16 protein-coding genes and 1 tRNA gene are annotated in these 15,672 nt (G+C 55.5%); 9 read left to right on the forward strand and 8 right to left on the reverse strand.

Annotated features, from left to right (window positions below; all coding sequences use genetic code 11):
* Window positions 1–73 precede the first annotated feature (73 nt).
* Complete coding sequence (yjeH, locus tag M8318_RS12575; RefSeq protein WP_262662951.1) at window positions 74–1,315, forward strand: L-methionine/branched-chain amino acid transporter; 1,242 nt, start codon at window positions 74–76, stop codon at window positions 1,313–1,315.
* A 34-nt stretch (window positions 1,316–1,349) separates the two neighbouring features.
* Here yjeH and M8318_RS12580 read toward each other — a convergent pair whose 3' ends face one another.
* Window positions 1,350–1,820, reverse strand: a complete 471-nt coding sequence (locus M8318_RS12580) for an FxsA family protein (protein ID WP_262662952.1) — start codon at window positions 1,818–1,820, stop codon at window positions 1,350–1,352.
* 336 nt (window positions 1,821–2,156) lie between these two features.
* On the opposite strand from M8318_RS12580, the gene aspA reads away from it, so the two are divergent.
* The 5 genes from aspA to M8318_RS12605 all read left to right on the forward strand — a co-directional run bounded on the left by aspA (window position 2,157) and on the right by M8318_RS12605 (window position 7,742).
* Window positions 2,157–3,593: an aspartate ammonia-lyase gene (gene aspA / locus M8318_RS12585; RefSeq protein WP_106994018.1), complete on the forward strand. Its 1,437-nt coding sequence runs from the start codon at window positions 2,157–2,159 to the stop codon at window positions 3,591–3,593.
* Between the two features lie 114 nt (window positions 3,594–3,707).
* Window positions 3,708–5,009 carry an anaerobic C4-dicarboxylate transporter gene (locus M8318_RS12590; RefSeq protein ID WP_262662954.1) on the forward strand — a complete coding sequence of 434 codons (1,302 nt, stop codon included), beginning with the start codon at window positions 3,708–3,710 and terminating at the stop codon, window positions 5,007–5,009.
* 113 nt (window positions 5,010–5,122) lie between these two features.
* Entirely contained in the window at window positions 5,123–5,446 is a 324-nt protein-coding gene (gene cutA / locus M8318_RS12595) for a divalent cation tolerance protein CutA (RefSeq protein ID WP_262662955.1), read from the forward strand.
* Window positions 5,422–7,119, forward strand: a complete 1,698-nt coding sequence (locus M8318_RS12600; protein WP_262662957.1) for a protein-disulfide reductase DsbD — start codon at window positions 5,422–5,424, stop codon at window positions 7,117–7,119. The genes cutA and M8318_RS12600 overlap by 25 nt, the downstream gene beginning before the upstream one ends.
* 47 nt (window positions 7,120–7,166) lie before the next feature.
* Window positions 7,167–7,742 (forward strand): transcriptional regulator, encoded by a 576-nt coding sequence (locus M8318_RS12605; protein WP_106994014.1) that lies wholly within the window; start codon window positions 7,167–7,169, stop codon window positions 7,740–7,742.
* On the opposite strand, the gene M8318_RS12610 is transcribed toward M8318_RS12605, so the two are convergent.
* Window positions 7,739–8,329, reverse strand: a complete 591-nt coding sequence (locus tag M8318_RS12610) for a LysE family translocator (RefSeq protein WP_262662958.1) — start codon at window positions 8,327–8,329, stop codon at window positions 7,739–7,741. The genes M8318_RS12605 and M8318_RS12610 overlap by 4 nt on opposite strands.
* Window positions 8,330–8,365: 36 nt before the next feature.
* On the reverse strand, window positions 8,366–9,208 hold the full coding sequence (locus tag M8318_RS12615) for an AraC family transcriptional regulator (RefSeq protein WP_262662960.1): 843 nt from the start codon (window positions 9,206–9,208) through the stop codon (window positions 8,366–8,368).
* A gap of 172 nt (window positions 9,209–9,380) precedes the next feature.
* Here M8318_RS12615 and M8318_RS12620 point away from each other — a divergent pair.
* Window positions 9,381–9,456 (forward strand) — tRNA-Phe (locus tag M8318_RS12620).
* Window positions 9,457–9,569: 113 nt separating this feature from the next.
* On the opposite strand, the gene M8318_RS12625 is transcribed toward M8318_RS12620, so the two are convergent.
* The 3 genes from M8318_RS12625 to M8318_RS12635 all read right to left on the reverse strand — a co-directional run bounded on the left by M8318_RS12625 (window position 9,570) and on the right by M8318_RS12635 (window position 11,891).
* Window positions 9,570–10,055, reverse strand: a complete 486-nt coding sequence (locus tag M8318_RS12625) for a GNAT family N-acetyltransferase (RefSeq protein ID WP_262662962.1) — start codon at window positions 10,053–10,055, stop codon at window positions 9,570–9,572.
* The gene (locus M8318_RS12630) at window positions 10,052–10,345 is read right to left on the reverse strand and encodes a type II toxin-antitoxin system TacA family antitoxin (RefSeq protein WP_106994004.1); all 294 of its coding nucleotides are present in this window, start codon (window positions 10,343–10,345) and stop codon (window positions 10,052–10,054) included. Before M8318_RS12630 ends, M8318_RS12625 begins: the two co-directional genes overlap by 4 nt.
* A gap of 121 nt (window positions 10,346–10,466) precedes the next feature.
* A complete protein-coding gene (locus M8318_RS12635) occupies window positions 10,467–11,891 on the reverse strand; it encodes a DUF4832 domain-containing protein (RefSeq protein WP_262662964.1) in 1,425 nt (474 codons plus the stop codon).
* Between the two features lie 194 nt (window positions 11,892–12,085).
* Here M8318_RS12635 and M8318_RS12640 point away from each other — a divergent pair, with 194 nt between their 5' ends.
* Together M8318_RS12640 and galE are read left to right on the forward strand one after the other, a co-directional pair.
* Window positions 12,086–13,012: a glucosamine inositolphosphorylceramide transferase family protein gene (locus M8318_RS12640; protein ID WP_106994002.1), complete on the forward strand. Its 927-nt coding sequence runs from the start codon at window positions 12,086–12,088 to the stop codon at window positions 13,010–13,012.
* A gap of 120 nt (window positions 13,013–13,132) precedes the next feature.
* The gene (galE, locus tag M8318_RS12645; protein WP_262662967.1) at window positions 13,133–14,149 is read left to right on the forward strand and encodes a UDP-glucose 4-epimerase GalE; all 1,017 of its coding nucleotides are present in this window, start codon (window positions 13,133–13,135) and stop codon (window positions 14,147–14,149) included.
* Here galE and M8318_RS12650 read toward each other — a convergent pair whose 3' ends face one another.
* Both M8318_RS12650 and M8318_RS12655 read right to left on the reverse strand, forming a co-directional pair.
* Window positions 14,150–14,557 carry a hypothetical protein gene (locus M8318_RS12650; RefSeq protein ID WP_166181352.1) on the reverse strand — a complete coding sequence of 136 codons (408 nt, stop codon included), beginning with the start codon at window positions 14,555–14,557 and terminating at the stop codon, window positions 14,150–14,152. It lies immediately after the preceding gene.
* A 2-nt stretch (window positions 14,558–14,559) separates the two neighbouring features.
* A complete protein-coding gene (locus M8318_RS12655; protein ID WP_262662969.1) occupies window positions 14,560–15,672 on the reverse strand; it encodes a glycosyltransferase family 4 protein in 1,113 nt (370 codons plus the stop codon).

Below are 15,672 nucleotides of genomic sequence, written 5' to 3' on the forward strand. Positions count from 1 at the left end.
TCAAGGGGTAGTCGAAAAAAAATTTGTGAAAGTGTTACCATCGCCTCTCTTTTGACAGGGGCAGGACAACGTAATGAGTGGACTCAAACAGGAGCTGGGACTCGCGCAGGGTGTTGGCTTACTTTCAACCTCTTTATTGGGCACGGGGGTATTTGCCGTGCCGGCGCTGGCAGCCCTGGTCGCGGGTGATAACAGTCTCTGGGCATGGCCGGTGCTCATCGTGCTGGTGTTCCCGGTGGCCATTGTCTTTGCCATTCTCGGGCGTCACTTTCCGAGTGCCGGAGGGGTAGCGCATTTTGTCGGGATGGCTTTTGGCCCACGCCTGCAGCGCGTCACCGGCTGGTTATTTCTCTCCGTGATCCCCGTAGGTTTGCCTGCTGCCCTGCATATTGCGACGGGTTTTGGTCAGGCGCTGTTTGGCTGGCATGACCTACAGCTACTGCTGGCCGAACTGGGTACGCTGGCGATTGTCTGGTGGGTCGGTTCACGCGGGGCCAGCTCCAGCGCCAACCTGCAAACCCTGGTGGCGGTACTGATTGTGGCGCTGATTGCTGCGATCTGGTGGGCGGGCGATATTCAGGTAACAGAGATCCCCTTCCCGGCGATAAGCGATATCGACCATTCGCAGCTTTTCGCCGCACTTTCCGTTATGTTCTGGTGTTTTGTCGGTCTGGAAGCTTTTGCGCATCTGGCGTCGGAGTTTAAACAACCGGAACGTGATTTCCCGCGGGCATTGATGATCGGCCTGCTGCTGGCGGGCACGGTCTACTGGGCCTGTACCGTACTGGTCCTTCGCTTCACCGCCTACGGGGCCGATATGGCAGCCGCAGCCTCGCTGCCGGGCATTGTGGTCCAGCTGTTTGGTGTGAAGGCGTTGTGGATCGCCTGCGTCATTGGCTATCTCGCCTGCTTCGCCAGCCTGAATATCTACATCCAGAGCTTTGCCCGACTGGTGTGGTCCCAGGCGCTGTATAAGCCCGAAAGCCGCCTCGCACGTCTGTCCAGACGTCAGTTACCCCTCAACGCCCTGAATGCGGTGCTGGCCTGCTGCGTGTTAAGCACGCTGGCGATCTACTGGCTGGATATCAACCTCGATGCGCTAATCGTCTATGCCAACGGCATCTTCATCATGATCTATCTGCTGTGCATGCTGGCGGGATGTCGACTGCTGAAAGGCCGCTATAAAGCGCTGGCCGTTGTCGGTGGGGTGCTCTGTTTACTGCTGCTGACGATGGTGGGATGGAAGAGTCTGTACGCCATTCTGATGCTGGCGGGGTTGTGGCTGTTCTTGCCGAAGCGGAGTACGGTTGCGTAGGCCCAGCAAGCGCAGCGCCGCCGGGCAATTCCTGTTAACGATCGTCTTTATGCTCCAGACGGTCGCGCTGGTCATCCTTACGCTGATACTCCCCGTCAAACGTCTCTCCGTTACCTGGGCCAGTAGTGAATCCACCCCCCGGCATCCGGTTAAAACGCAAATGCGGCATCAGTTTCAGCGTCAGGAGCTTTTGCACTGGCGGGAAGAGCAGCAGCAGGCCGAGGAAGTCGGTGAAAAACCCAGGAATAATCAGCAAGATACCGCCAATAATCAGCGATACGCTTTTAATCATCTCCGCCGCCGGGCTCTCGCCAGCAGCCATCTTCTGCTGCATTAACAGGAAGTTTTTGAAACCCTGATTGCGCACCAGCGACATGCCAATGACCGAAGTGAAAATCACCAGGATCAGCGTCAGCAGGACGCCAAGCACATGGGCGACCTGAATAAAAATAGAAATCTCTATGTAAACATAGAGAAAGATTGCAGCTAACGGTATCCAGCGCACTGGCTTCTCCTGTGTGGCAGACGCCGTTAAGGCCTCTGTCGGTATCAATTTGCGATTCGCGTCTGTAAGAAATGGAGGCGATTAGTCAAAATTCAATCGGTTTGCACGGATATTTTTTCTGGAAATATTCAAGCGGTGATTCATTTCACAGATTGATAAATATCATGTAACAGGGTCCATAATAAGTGATCCAGGTTACGGCATTTCGCTATCATCAGCATATCATTCCGGGTATCTGGTCGATTCAGGGGATAATCGTCGGTCAGAAAATAGACATAACCACAGATGTACTGTGTGTTTAGTACAATCAATCGGCAGCTTGAAAAGAAGGTTCACATGTTAAACAACATTCGTATCGAAGAAGATTTGTTGGGTACCAGGGAAGTTCCAGCGGATGCCTACTATGGTGTTCATACTCTGAGAGCGATTGAAAACTTCTACATCAGCAACAGCAAAATCAGCGACATCCCTGAGTTTGTGCGTGGCATGGTGATGGTGAAGAAAGCCGCAGCTATGGCAAACAAAGAGCTGCAAACCATTCCGAAAAGCATCGCCAATACTATTATCGCCGCCTGCGATGAAGTGCTGAACAACGGCAAGTGCATGGATCAATTCCCGGTCGACGTCTATCAGGGCGGCGCGGGTACATCGGTGAACATGAATACCAACGAGGTACTGGCCAACATCGGCCTTGAGCTGATGGGCCACCAGAAGGGTGAGTACCAGTACCTGAACCCGAACGATCACGTCAATAAATGCCAGTCTACCAACGACGCCTACCCGACCGGTTTCCGTATCGCCGTCTACGCCTCGGTGGTGAAGCTGGTGGATGCCATTAACCAGCTTGGCGAAGGTTTCCAGAACAAAGCTGTCGAATTCCAGGACATCCTGAAAATGGGCCGCACCCAGCTGCAGGACGCGGTGCCGATGACCCTCGGCCAGGAGTTCCACGCGTTTAACGTGCTGCTGAATGAAGAAACCCGCAACCTGATGCGCACCTCTGAACTGCTGCTGGAGGTAAACCTCGGCGCAACGGCGATTGGTACACGTCTGAACACCCCGGATGGCTATCAGCAGCTGGCGGTGCAGAAGCTGGCCGAAGTCTCCAACCTGGCGGTTGTACCGGCAGAAGACCTGATCGAAGCCACCTCCGACTGCGGCGCTTATGTGATGGTACACAGTGCGCTGAAACGTCTGGCGGTGAAGCTGTCTAAAATCTGTAACGACCTGCGCCTGCTCTCTTCAGGGCCACGTGCGGGTCTGAACGAAATCAACCTGCCGGAACTGCAGGCGGGCTCGTCCATCATGCCAGCCAAAGTGAACCCGGTAGTGCCAGAAGTAGTAAACCAGGTATGCTTCAAAGTCATCGGGAACGACATTACCGTCACCATGGCTTCGGAAGCGGGTCAGCTGCAGCTGAACGTGATGGAGCCGGTGATTGGCCAGGCGATGTTTGAGTCGATTCACATTCTGACCAACGCCTGCTACAACCTGCTGGAGAAATGCATCAACGGCATCACCGCCAACAAAGCGGTATGTGAAAGCTACGTCTATAACTCCATCGGCATCGTCACCTACCTCAACCCGTTCATCGGTCACCACAACGGCGACATCGTCGGTAAAATCTGCGCCGAAACCGGTAAGAGCGTGCGAGAGGTCGTACTTGAGCGTGGCTTGCTGACAGAAGCCGAGCTGGATGATATCTTCTCGGCTCAGAACCTAATGCACCCGGCCTATAAAGCAAAAAGATACACGGATGAAAGTGAACAATAACAGTTCAGGTTAAACTTCATGAAGGCACGTCACTTGACGTGCCTTTTTTGTTTTTAGGCGTTACCAAAACACAACAATTCAATATCAACTTGTTAATAAGCAAGGTAGGCACTCATGTTTGGAGCAGAACTCGTCGTCGTCCTGTTGGCGATATACTTAGGGGCAAGGCTCGGGGGGATCGGCATCGGTTTCGCCGGTGGTCTTGGCGTGCTTGTACTTACTCTCTTTTTTCAAATTAAACCCGGCGCTATTCCGTTCGACGTTATTGAGATCATCATGGCGGTTATCGCCGCTATCGCCGCCATGCAGGTTGCGGGGGGTATGGACTACCTGGTGAGCCTGGCGGAGCGTATGCTGCGCCGCCATCCGAAATACATCACCTTCCTTGCACCGCTGGTCACCTGGTTTATGACCATTCTGGCCGGGACCGGCCATACCGCGTTCTCCACCCTGCCGGTGATTACCGAAGTGGCGAAAGAGCAGGGCATCCGTCCGTCCCGTCCACTCTCCATTGCCGTTGTCGCCTCGCAGATTGCCATCACCGCCTCGCCGATTTCCGCGGCGGTAGTGTTCTTTGCCGGGATCCTCGAGCCGATGGGCGTAAGCTATCTGACGCTGCTGTCGATCTGTATTCCGGTCACCCTGATTGCGGTAATGATCACCGCGGTATTCTGTAACTTCCTCGGCGCCGAGCTGAAAGACGATCCGGTCTATCAGGAACGTCTGGCGAAAGGCGAAGTGAAGCTGCGCGGCAGCCAGGCCTTTGTCCTGAAGCCACACGCTAAGCGCTCCGTGCTGCTGTTCCTGATCGGGATTATCGCGGTGATGTTCTACGCCACCGCTATCAGCGATACCGTAGGGCTGATTCAGAACCCGGTCCTGCCGCGTAACGAAGCGATCGTGGTGTTTATGCTGACCATCGCCACGCTGATTAGCATCACCTGTAAAATCGACACCAGCGAAGTGCTCAATGCCAGCACCTTCAAATCCGGTATGAGCGCCTGCGTGTGCGTACTGGGTGTGGCCTGGCTGGGCGACACCTTCGTCAAAGCCCATATCAGCGATATCCAGACCGTCGCGGGCGATCTGCTGCATAACTACCCATGGCTGCTGGCGGTGGTGCTGTTCTTTGCCGCGACCCTGCTTTACTCCCAGGCGGCGACCACCAAGGCGCTGATGCCTGCGGCACTGATGCTGGGCGTCTCTCCGCTGACGGCGATTGCCTCGTTTGCTGCGGTTTCCGCACTGTTTGTGCTGCCAACCTACCCGACCCTGCTGGCCGCGGTTGAGATGGATGACACCGGCTCCACCCGTATCGGTAAGTACGTGTTTAACCACGCCTTCCTGATCCCGGGCGTGATTGCCATTACCCTGTGCGTGGTCCTCGGCTTCATCATCGGCGGGATTGTGCTGTAAACCTGTTTTGGTTGTAAAAAGAGTTAAAGTCGGGCCGCTTAGCGGCCCGATTCATTAATGAGCAGCAGCCGGTCATGATATAGTGATTTTTTTCGCGATACCGAGGTCGACTTGTGAATACGCCCGACACTATTGTTGTTCTGTGTACCGCTCCCGATGAAGCTACCGCTCAGGATCTTGCCGCCAAAGTGCTGGCAGATAAGCTCGCTGCCTGCGTGACCATCCTTCCCGGCGCCACCTCCCTCTACTACTGGGAAGGTAAACTGGAACAGGAATACGAGGTGCAGATGCTGCTTAAATCCAGCGTGGCCCATCAGCAGGCGCTCCTCGACTGCCTCAAATCCCATCATCCTTACCAGACCCCGGAACTACTGGTTTTGCCAGTCATCCACGGTGATAACGACTATCTCTCATGGCTCAACGCTTCTTTACGCTGATCCTGCTGCTGTGCAGCACGTCAGTCTTTGCCGGGTTGTTTGATGCACCCGGCCGCTCGAACTTTACGCCTGCCGATCAGGCTTTTGTCTTCGATTTTCAGCAAAACCAACATGAACTGAATCTCAACTGGAATGTGAAGGAGGGATACTACCTCTATCGCAAGCAGATCAGCATCACGCCCGCTCAGGCGCAGGTCGGCGCACCTCAGCTGCCCGCCGGGGTGGCGCACGAAGATGAATTCTACGGCAAAAGTGAAATCTACCGGGGCCAGTTGTCTGTTCCCGTTGCCGTTGCGCAGGCGGATAAAGGCGCGACCCTGACGGTGACTTATCAAGGCTGTGCCGACGCCGGTCTGTGCTACCCACCGGAAACCAAAGTCATTCCCCTCAGCGAAGTGAAAGCGGCCGCTGTCCCTGCGGTTTCCCCTCTCCCCGCAGAGGAGAAGACCAGCGCAGGAGACGAACTGCCCTTCTCCGCTTTCTGGGCGTTGCTGATCGGCATCGGTATCGCCTTCACCCCTTGCGTGTTGCCCATGTATCCGCTGATCTCCGGCATCGTGCTCGGCGGTCAACAGCGACTCTCCACCGGCCGCGCGCTGCTGCTGGCGTTTATCTACGTACAGGGGATGGCGCTCACCTATACCGCGCTCGGGCTGGTGGTCGCGGCCGCCGGGCTGCAGTTCCAGGCCGCGCTCCAGCACCCTTACGTGCTTATCGGCCTGTCGGTGGTCTTTATCCTGCTGGCGCTGTCGATGTTTGGCCTGTTCAGCCTGCAGCTGCCCTCCTCCCTGCAAACCCGCTTGACGCTGATGAGCAATCGCCAGCAGGGCGGCTCTGTGGGCGGCGTATTTGCCATGGGGGCCATTGCCGGGCTGATCTGCTCGCCCTGCACCACCGCCCCGCTCAGCGCGATCCTGCTCTATATCGCCCAGAGCGGGAATATGTGGCTCGGCGGCGGCACGCTGTATCTCTACGCCTTTGGGATGGGCCTGCCGCTGATGCTGGTGACGGTATTTGGCAACCGCCTGCTGCCGAAGAGCGGCCCGTGGATGGAAACGGTAAAAACCGCGTTTGGTTTTGTTATTCTGGCGCTGCCGGTGTTCCTGCTTGAGCGGGTGATCGGCGATGTCTGGGGCCTGCGTCTGTGGGCGATGCTGGGCGTCGCTTTCTTTGGCTGGGCCTTTATCAGCAGCTTAAACGCCAGCAAGCCGTGGGTCCGCGTGGTGCAGATCCTGCTCCTGGCCGCCGCGCTGGTCAGCGTGCGTCCGTTGCAGGACTGGGCATTTGGTGCCCCCGAGGCCCAAAGCCAGGCGCACCTGAATTTCACGCCGATCGAAAACATCGACGCGTTACATCAGGCGCTGGCCAAAGCCGAGGGGAAACCGGTGATGCTCGACCTCTACGCCGACTGGTGCGTCGCCTGCAAAGAGTTCGAAAAATACACCTTCAGCGATCCTCAGGTGCAAAACGCCCTGAAAGATACTGTTCTGCTGCAGGCCAACGTTACGGCGAACGGCCCGCTGGATAAGGCCCTGCTGAAAGAACTCAATGTGCTCGGTCTGCCCACTATCTTGTTTTTCAACGCACAAGGTGAAGAGCAGCCTGCACAACGAGTCACAGGTTTTATGGATGCCGCATCGTTCAGTGCGCATTTGCGCGATCGCCAACCGTAAACGACACTTCAGATGGGAAAGTACGAAAGTAAACGGAGGAGAAAACCGTGCAACGTGAAGATGTTCTGGGCGCAACCCTGCAATTGCTTGAAATTCAAGGGATAGCCAGCACCTCGCTGGAGATGGTTGCCGAGCGCGTGAATTATCCTCTGGATGAACTACGTCGTTTCTGGCCCGATAAAGAGGCGCTACTGTACGATTCTCTGCGCTATCTCAGCCAGCAGGTAGATACCTGGCGCAGACAATTGATGCTCAACACCGAGCTTTCGGCAGAGCAAAAATTACTGGCGCGCTACTCTGCGCTGACCGAATGCGTGCGTAATCATCGCTATCCGGGCTGCCTGTTTATTGCCGCCTGCACCTTTTTCCCGGATCCGGGTCACCCGATCCACCAGCTTGCCGACCAGCAAAAACGCGCCTCGCATGACTTTACGCATGAGCTACTGACCACGCTGGAAGTGGACGATCCGGCGATGGTGGCAAAGCAGATGGATCTGATCATGGAAGGGTGCCTCAGCCGGATGCTGGTGAACCGCAGCCAGGCCGATGTCGATACGGCACAGCGGCTGGCGGAAGATATTCTGCACTTCGCGCAGTGTCGCAAAGGTGGGGCGCTGACTTAAGCCAGCATCCCCGCCCAGGCAGAAATGAAGAGACACAGCGCCATCAGGCGCTGAAAACGCACCATCGCCGCCGCGGTACGAAACAGCCTGTTCACCGCCTGCCCCAGCCATGCCCAACACAGCAGGCAGGCAACGGAGATCAGCAAAAACCAGAGCGCCATCAGGGCGATATCCCGTAACGCATGCTCTCCCGCCGGGGCAAACAGGCTGACCACCGCCAGCGCCATCATCCAGGTTTTAGGGTTGATCACCTGCAATAACGCCGCCGCGCGCGCGGTAAAGTGGGTATGTCCGGAACGGGACAGGTTTGCCGCAGGCGCACAAAACAGCTGCCAGCTCATCCAGCTTAACCACAGCACGCCAGCCCAGCTCATCACCTGCCGCACCAGCGGATACTGACGCAGCACCTCACCCGCCCCGGCTCCCGAAATCAGCACAATGGCGCTGGCCGCCACGCAGGCGCTCACCAGCGCAGGCAGGGTCGCCTTTACCCCATAATGCTGGCTGTTGGTCAGAATAAGGATATTGGTGGGCCCCGGCGTTATCGAGGCAACAAAAGCAAACAACAAAAACGGCATCAGATTCACAGGTGACTCCTTATTATAAGAGCCCTGACATTGCCGCTATTTTCTGGAAACGTCTGGAAGGTTTGTGCACAACCGACGGTAGTGGGCAGGTGTGATCCGGTAAGCCCGCTGGAACCAGCGGCCTAAATGGCTTTGATCGGCAAACCCCAACGCTGCCGCCACATCCACGGGTTGATCCCCGCGCGCCAGAAACTGCCGCGCTTTCGCCAGCCGCAGCTGAATGAGCCAGGCATGCGGCGCCAGGTGGAACTCGCGCTTGAAGCAGCGGGTGAGCGTGAAGCGATCGGTGCCGGTCTCCCGGGCCAGGTCGGAGAGGCCAATATTGTCGCCCAGATGGGCATAGAGATAATCCCGCGCCCGGTGCGCCACCGCCGCGCTCTGCAACTGTGACGGTAATTTTTTGCGCCAGTGGCAATGGGAGGTGAGCTGCGCCAGCAGATTATCCATCGTGCTTTGCTGGACGATCTTCATCTCATCATTGTGCAGCGTCGCAAAGGTGTCGCCAATGGTGCGCACCAGCTGCGGCTCGCGGGTCAGGGTTTGGGTGAAATGCAGGGAATAACTGCCGGGCGTGGAATCATACAGGCCGTGCAGGGTATGGGTGAGCCAGCGCTCGTCGAGATAGAACGTCAGATAGGTGAAGCCGCCCGCAACCGGCGCGTCGCCGTCGTGGATCTCGCCTGGCTCAAGCAGGAACGCATCCCCGGGATGGCTACGATGGCGCTCCCGGCGGCAATGAAACTGCTGGGTGCCGCTGAGCGTGATCCCCACCAGATAGCTGTCGTGCCAGTGCGGATCGTAGGCGTGCCCTTCAAAGTGCGCCTTGATGGTTTCAATTCCCGTATCTGCATGCTGTCGCAGCTCAAGCCAGTCGTTCACTGTCGCGCCCCCTTTTTCGCTGTCAGCATTGCCCGGGTTTACCTCTGTGTCTGGAAGATTTGTGCAAAATCGCCGCGCAAACCAACAGATTGCCGCAAACTTAAGCAGTTGAACAGCTTTTCCCGAAATAAGGTTGACGACCGTACGTGATTGCGGTTTAATGCGCCCCGTTGCCCGGATAGCTCAGTCGGTAGAGCAGGGGATTGAAAATCCCCGTGTCCTTGGTTCGATTCCGAGTCCGGGCACCACTATTTAAAGAACCCAGCCTATGGCTGGGTTTTTGCTTTTTGCTAATACGGCATCTAAATTGATTGGCGGAAGAAGGCGACCCTACCACCTTATGAGTTGCAAATAATATCAATCATGCATTAATCAAATCCCCCAACGTCACCATCAACATCATCGGATCCATTGGCGACGGCTCAAACCCCACTCGCAGGTAAAACTCTCGTGCTTCATCCGACAGAGCGTGAACAAGTATCCCGCGAATGCCAATAGTCTCTGCCACCTGAATCACCCGCAGCCCGGCATCCCGTATCAGCGCTCGCCCGAGGCCCTGCCCGTGCAGTGATTTATCCACTGCCAGACGGCCCAGCACCACAACCGGGATAGGATCAGGCATATTGCGGCGGAAGCGACCGGGCGCATTATTTGTCACTACAGCGCTAGAAGCCAGAGAGTAGTAAGCCATCACCTTAGTATCATCGCAGCAGACAAACGTACGGGATGCGCCAGAATGCTGGTTCTTCATCGCCCGCTGTTTCAGCCAGTTATCCATAGAATCCACACCGCAGCAAAACGAGGTAAGAATATGCCCGGTATGAAGCGGTTCTGGCGCGGAGATCACTTTTCCTGCTCCCACGGCGCAGGGGTCTGCATGGTTTTACGCAGCGCTGCATTGGGCGCAGGAGCCTGATCCAGACGGGCAAGAAATTCCTGATAAGCTTGCGGATCGGCCATGATGATACGTTGCTCGATCAGCGCTTCCTCGGCGGCGGCACGGGCGGCCTCCAACACAAAGTCAGTGCGGTTTTTCCCTCTGGCTTTCGCCGCCCGATCGATGAGATCGCGCTCAGCGGGTCTGATGCGCAAGTTCAGGGTTTCGCGTTTAATCGCCATACTGTTTGCGGCTGGCATAGGGTTGTCCTCCTGGATTTATGTGGATATTAAGTATACAACATGCGTAACGCAGATGTCATTACGATAGATTTAGAAGGAAACGAACCAGAGTAGCGAACCAAATGATATTCTGCGCCACTCACTCAATCATCACCGACGATAGCCTGTACCAGCCATCGCTCAGCTTCCCCTCGTTGGCAAGCTGTATACGCGCCTTACCGTTTTTATCCACCAACCCTACGTCCAGCTGGTAGCGCCCGGCCTCCAGGCTACGCGGAGTGGCCAACTGATACGCCGAGCTGTGTCTGCCCGGCAGCCACTGGCGGATATCATCCCCGGCGCTGCCCTGCGCGACCGTGTTTCCGCGCGGGTCCTGTAAACGCCAGGCGAGGGTATAGCGCAAATAAATCGGCGCCACGCCGTCGTTGGCCCACTGGCTATTGAGCGAAACCGCCTGCCCCGGGCGGGCTCTTGCCGAATGGGTCAGCGACACCACCCGGAAGCGGTAACCGATTTTTGCCAGCGCCTTGTCGAGGATATCGCGGTATACCTGCGGCACGTCGGTGGATTTCAGGTTCAGGGTGCTGGCATGCTGCGCCAGGGCCCAGTCAAAGGTGGCCTGTACCTCTTCCCGGGTATACTTCTGCTCGCTCAGCCATTCCGCCATATGGCCGCAGATCTCCAGGCTGACGGGGGCTTTTTTCCACGCCAGGGTAAACCCCGGCCAGGCCGCCTCTGCCGCCGCAATGCGCTCCGGGTAATCATTGCTCATGTGGCTCCAGGTGCGGCTAAAGTTGCGCCAGTCGCCCAGGCAGTCCGCCCGCCAGCCCGCCCCTCTCTTTGCCGCATAAGCCACAGAATCATAGCCGTTGAGCAGCATGATTTTGGGGGTATCAGGGAAGGCGCTGAAGTGCATGTCGACATAGCGGTTGAGCAGCGCTGGAGGATAGCGTTCCTGCAACGGCTGCAGGGTCGGGAAGTTGCTGTTGTGCCACTCTCCCCATGCGCCAACCATCCCGATATCGATAAACGCCAGCTCCGGGTTGTTGTTATAACGCGCGCCAAACGCCTGAATGAGGCGCTGGGCGTAGGCCAGATAGGTGGGATCGTCCAGATCCGGCACAAAGGTCTTGTGATCCGGTGTCCAACTGCCTTTGATACCTTTATCGATCAGCCACTGCGGGATCTCTGAGCCCGACTCTGGTCCATCAAGGATCATAAACCGCAGGCCAACGTTCATCGCCGGCTGATGCGCTGCCGCAGCGGCAAACCCTTCATCCACCAGCGCAAAATTGTACTGCCCCTCCTTTGGTTCCACTTCGCTCCAGTAATAGCGACGATACTCGAGACCTGTCGCCGGATATTGCGCGACGCTTAAGTCCTGATCGTGAAAACGGGCCACGCCACTGCCCGGGTTGGTCAACAGTCCGCTGATGGCCGGAGGATTCACCGTTTGCAGCGGCTCCGTACTCTCCGCCGTCACCCATCCCGATGAGAGTGTGAGCCCCCCAGCAACAAGCAGCCACCACCGACTTTTTTTGCATGACAGATTGTCTACGCGCATTGAATGTTCCTTTACCCGGGGTCTGTTATAAAGCTGTGGCAGAATTTAAGTTTATTTTATTTCATGCGATATATCACGGACTCACCCATTCCTATTATTTCTTTGCCTAACCATTCGGCATAAGGTTGTTATACTATGAAATATCCTTTTCCTCTCAGGATTTATTAATACCTTTTGATGGGACGCATGGCAAAATGTTTAATAAAAATAACAGGATAATCAAAAAACTGTTCTTCCATGAGTCCTGGGACATCATGGTCATTAACAGTCATGGCCAGCACGTTTTCCCGGAAAATACGTTGGATATCCTCCGTACCAGCAAAGCACAGCAGCTTGATAAAAAATATACCTTCCAGGCCGACCCTTTTATTATTGATAAAAACGATCTGCTGTATGTTTTTTATGAAGCGTTTTCCTTTCTGAATTCGAAGGGGGTACTGCGCTGCCGTATCCTCAATAAAAATCTCGACGAGATCGATGATCTGAAGCTGGAAGGATTTGATGACTTAAAATGCCATCTCTCTTTTCCCTTCCTGTTCCAGCTCGACGGGAAACTGTTCATGATCCCGGAGTCGTCAGAACGCAAAGAAGTGATTCTGTTCCAGTCCGTCGACTTCCCCGCGCGCTGGGAAAAGGTCAAAGTGCTGGTCTCCGATATGGCCGTCACGGATAACGTGGTCTTTGAGTTGAATGGCGTCAGTTACATGGTCTCAACTACCATGGATAACGAGCTGGTGATTCACACCTCAGAGGGCATTCTGGGCGACTGGACGCTGATCTCCCCGAACCTGGATGTCTGCAACGTTCATTTTCGTGGGGCCGGTAAGCCGTACTCAATCAACAACAAAACCTACATTTTTACCCAGGAGAGCCATCCTGAGGTATATGGGAAATCCATCTTCATTAAGGAATTGACCACGTTAACCCCACATAAATACCAGGAGAAACTGGTGGGGAAAATAAGTGCGTCGATTAACAACAGCGATGGGATCCACACCTTAAACTTCACCGACAACTATATTGTCTACGATACCAAGCACCTGACCTTCAGCCTGCTCTCTACGCTTAAAAAGCTGGCGTATAAAATTATGGTGAATCACCGTAAGCGGCTTTTCAATTAAATGACAATATCGGGAAGCCGCACTACGCTAACCAGAGCGGCAAAATAAAACACTGCGAAAGCGCCTCTCTTTCCGGCAGCTCTTTGTGCTGGCTGGCGACGGCTTTTTGGGGGATTTATTATGGCAATTCTGGTCACGGGTGGCGCAGGCTATATTGGTTCTCATACGGTGCTGGCATTACTGGAGCGAGGCGAAGATGTCGTCGTCATTGATAACCTCTCTAATGCCTCGCAGGAGTCATTACTCCGGGTTGCAGAATTAACCGGCAAACAGCCGACAGTCTGCATCGCTGATATTCTGGATCGCCACGCGTTAAAAACACTTTTCTCGCAACACATCATCACCGACGTTATCCATTTCGCCGGTCTTAAATCCGTTTCAGAGTCCATTGCCCACCCCCTCGCCTATTATGAAAATAATGTTGTCGGGACCTTAGTGCTGTTGGATGAAATGCAGCGCGCGGGCGTCCACAGTCTTATTTTCAGCTCCTCGGCCACGGTGTATGGCAATCCTGAATCGGTGCCTTTAAGCGAACAGTCGCGCACCGGCGGTACCACCAATCCGTACGGCACGTCCAAGCTGATGGTGGAGCAGATTTTAGGCGATTTCTCCGCTGCCGCGCCGCACTTCAGGATCACCTGTCTGCGCTATTTCAATCCCGTTGGCGCACACCCCTCCGGGCGTCTGGGGGAAGATCCGAACGGTATTCCAAATAACCTGGTGCCCTATATTTCTCAGGTGGCCATCGGCAAGCTGCCGTGCCTGACGGTCTTTGGTGATGATTATCCGACGCCGGACGGCACCGGCGTGCGGGACTATATTCACGTGATGGATCTCGCCCACGGCCATCTGGCCGCGCTGGATCATAAAGACGAGGGCGAGGCGTTTAAGGCCATCAATCTCGGTACCGGGGTGGGCTATTCGGTGATGGATCTGATCAAGGCTTTTGAAAAAGCCGCCCAGACCAAAATTAACTACCGGGTTGTCGGCAGACGTTCCGGCGACGTGGCAGAGTGCTGGTCGGATTCATCGCTGGCACGCCAACAGCTGGGCTGGCAGGCCACGCGCAATCTTGAGGAGATGATGCGCGACGCCTGGAACTGGCAGAAGAACAATCCCGGTGGTTACAGCGTCTGATTACTGGTATTTCAGATTGAGCCACCAGTCCCAAATCCCGACGTGGTAGTTCTGGAAAACGTCTATGCCCAGCGCAGATTTGATCATGTACAGGGTCAGCAGCACGCAACACAGCAGGAACAGGGTGGCGAACAGGATAAGAAACGTCACCACGATACGCGACAGCTTTGACTCCGGGCGCGAACGGGCACGCAGATCCCGACCCAGCAGGAACACCATATAGAGGCGTTTGCCGAAGAAAGGAAAACTTTTACGGAAGTCGATCCGGTGCCGCGACGCCAGGGTAACCGAGACAATCGCGCTCTCGATCTCCTCTTTTTGCTCCGGGGTCAGCTGGGCGCTGACGTCCTTATCAAGCACTTCATAAAAACGGTCGATAACAATCGGGTTTCGGGGCTTGCTGGTCAATTTTAACCTATTGTTTTGTCTAATCTATGGTAAATGGACAGGGTTTTTCTGGCGATCTCATCCCAGTTGTAACGCTGCAAAAAATCGCCGTAATCAATCCGGGGTGAGTCCGCCCATCGAGACATTTTATCTGCCAGGTCAGCGACATCACCCAGCTTAAAACTGGTCTCAGCCGGTAAGCCGACCTCAAGGTTCGGCAAAATATCGCTCACCACCACCGGGAGCGAAAACGACATCGCCTCCAGCAGCGCAATGGGCAATCCCTCATGGTACGAGGGCATCACAAACAGCGAGGCCTGAGAGAAGACGACCTGCAGCGCCTCACCTTTTAAAAAGCCGGTCATCACCACGCCGGGCGTCTGAAACGCCAGCTGTTTCAGGTGGATGCTGTACTCCGTATCATGATCCGCATCCCCGACCAACACCAGCGGCAGCGTCAGGCCCGACTGCTGGTACGCGGCGATGGCATCATGCATCCCCTTCTCTTCAACGAAGCGCCCGACCATCACGATATAACGCCCGGGCTGCAACTCATACCGCCCGAGGATCCTGTCGATGGTCTCGTCAGCCAGCGGCTCCGGCACGTTAACGCCGTTATAAACCAGATGCGCATTGTAGCGATGGTATTTCTGCTGGATCAGCTGGTTGATCACCTCAGAAATAACAATCACTTCGTGGGCATACTTCACCGCTACTTTCTCACCGAGCATCAGGACTTTTTTCGCCATCCTGCCCCACTTCTGGCGCTCGTAGTCCGGCCCATGATGGGTAAAGACCACGCGTTTGCCCATCAGGCGTAGTAGCGGCACCACGAGGCCGGGTCCGATGGCGTGAACATGCACAATATCGGATCGGTCAACGAATGTCCTCAACGCCGCAATAACAGAATGCACAATGGCTTCGAAACTGCGTTTTTTGGGCGCCCAGATAGCCAGCGTCTCGACATTTTTATAGCTCGAGCGCCGGTAGTGGACATAGGGTGACCGGGCGATCACGCAGATCTCCACGTCATATTGCTGGCGGATAGCCGGATACAGATTCTGACAATGGGTTTCGACGCCGCCTAATACATCGGGGATCCCGCGGGTACCCAATACCGTGATTTTTTTTGGCAT

This window comes from Leclercia tamurae (assembly GCF_025566055.1).
Classification (GTDB): domain Bacteria; phylum Pseudomonadota; class Gammaproteobacteria; order Enterobacterales; family Enterobacteriaceae; genus Enterobacter; species Enterobacter tamurae.

Excerpts from the sequence above, each read along its gene's own strand:
- M8318_RS12630 (WP_106994004.1), bottom strand. The coding sequence starts at position 10,345 with ATGCCAGCCGCAAACAGTATGGCGATTAAACGCGAAACCCTGAACTTG.
- M8318_RS12635 (WP_262662964.1), bottom strand. The coding sequence starts at position 11,891 with ATGCGCGTAGACAATCTGTCATGCAAAAAAAGTCGGTGGTGGCTGCTT.
- M8318_RS12600 (WP_262662957.1), top strand. The coding sequence starts at position 5,422 with ATGGCTCAACGCTTCTTTACGCTGATCCTGCTGCTGTGCAGCACGTCA.
- M8318_RS12590 (WP_262662954.1), top strand. The coding sequence starts at position 3,708 with ATGTTTGGAGCAGAACTCGTCGTCGTCCTGTTGGCGATATACTTAGGG.
- yjeH (WP_262662951.1), top strand. The coding sequence starts at position 74 with ATGAGTGGACTCAAACAGGAGCTGGGACTCGCGCAGGGTGTTGGCTTA.
- M8318_RS12640 (WP_106994002.1), top strand. The coding sequence starts at position 12,086 with ATGTTTAATAAAAATAACAGGATAATCAAAAAACTGTTCTTCCATGAG.
- M8318_RS12655 (WP_262662969.1), bottom strand. The coding sequence starts at position 15,672 with ATGCCAAAAAAAATCACGGTATTGGGTACCCGCGGGATCCCCGATGTA.
- aspA (WP_106994018.1), top strand. The coding sequence starts at position 2,157 with ATGTTAAACAACATTCGTATCGAAGAAGATTTGTTGGGTACCAGGGAA.
- galE (WP_262662967.1), top strand. The coding sequence starts at position 13,133 with ATGGCAATTCTGGTCACGGGTGGCGCAGGCTATATTGGTTCTCATACG.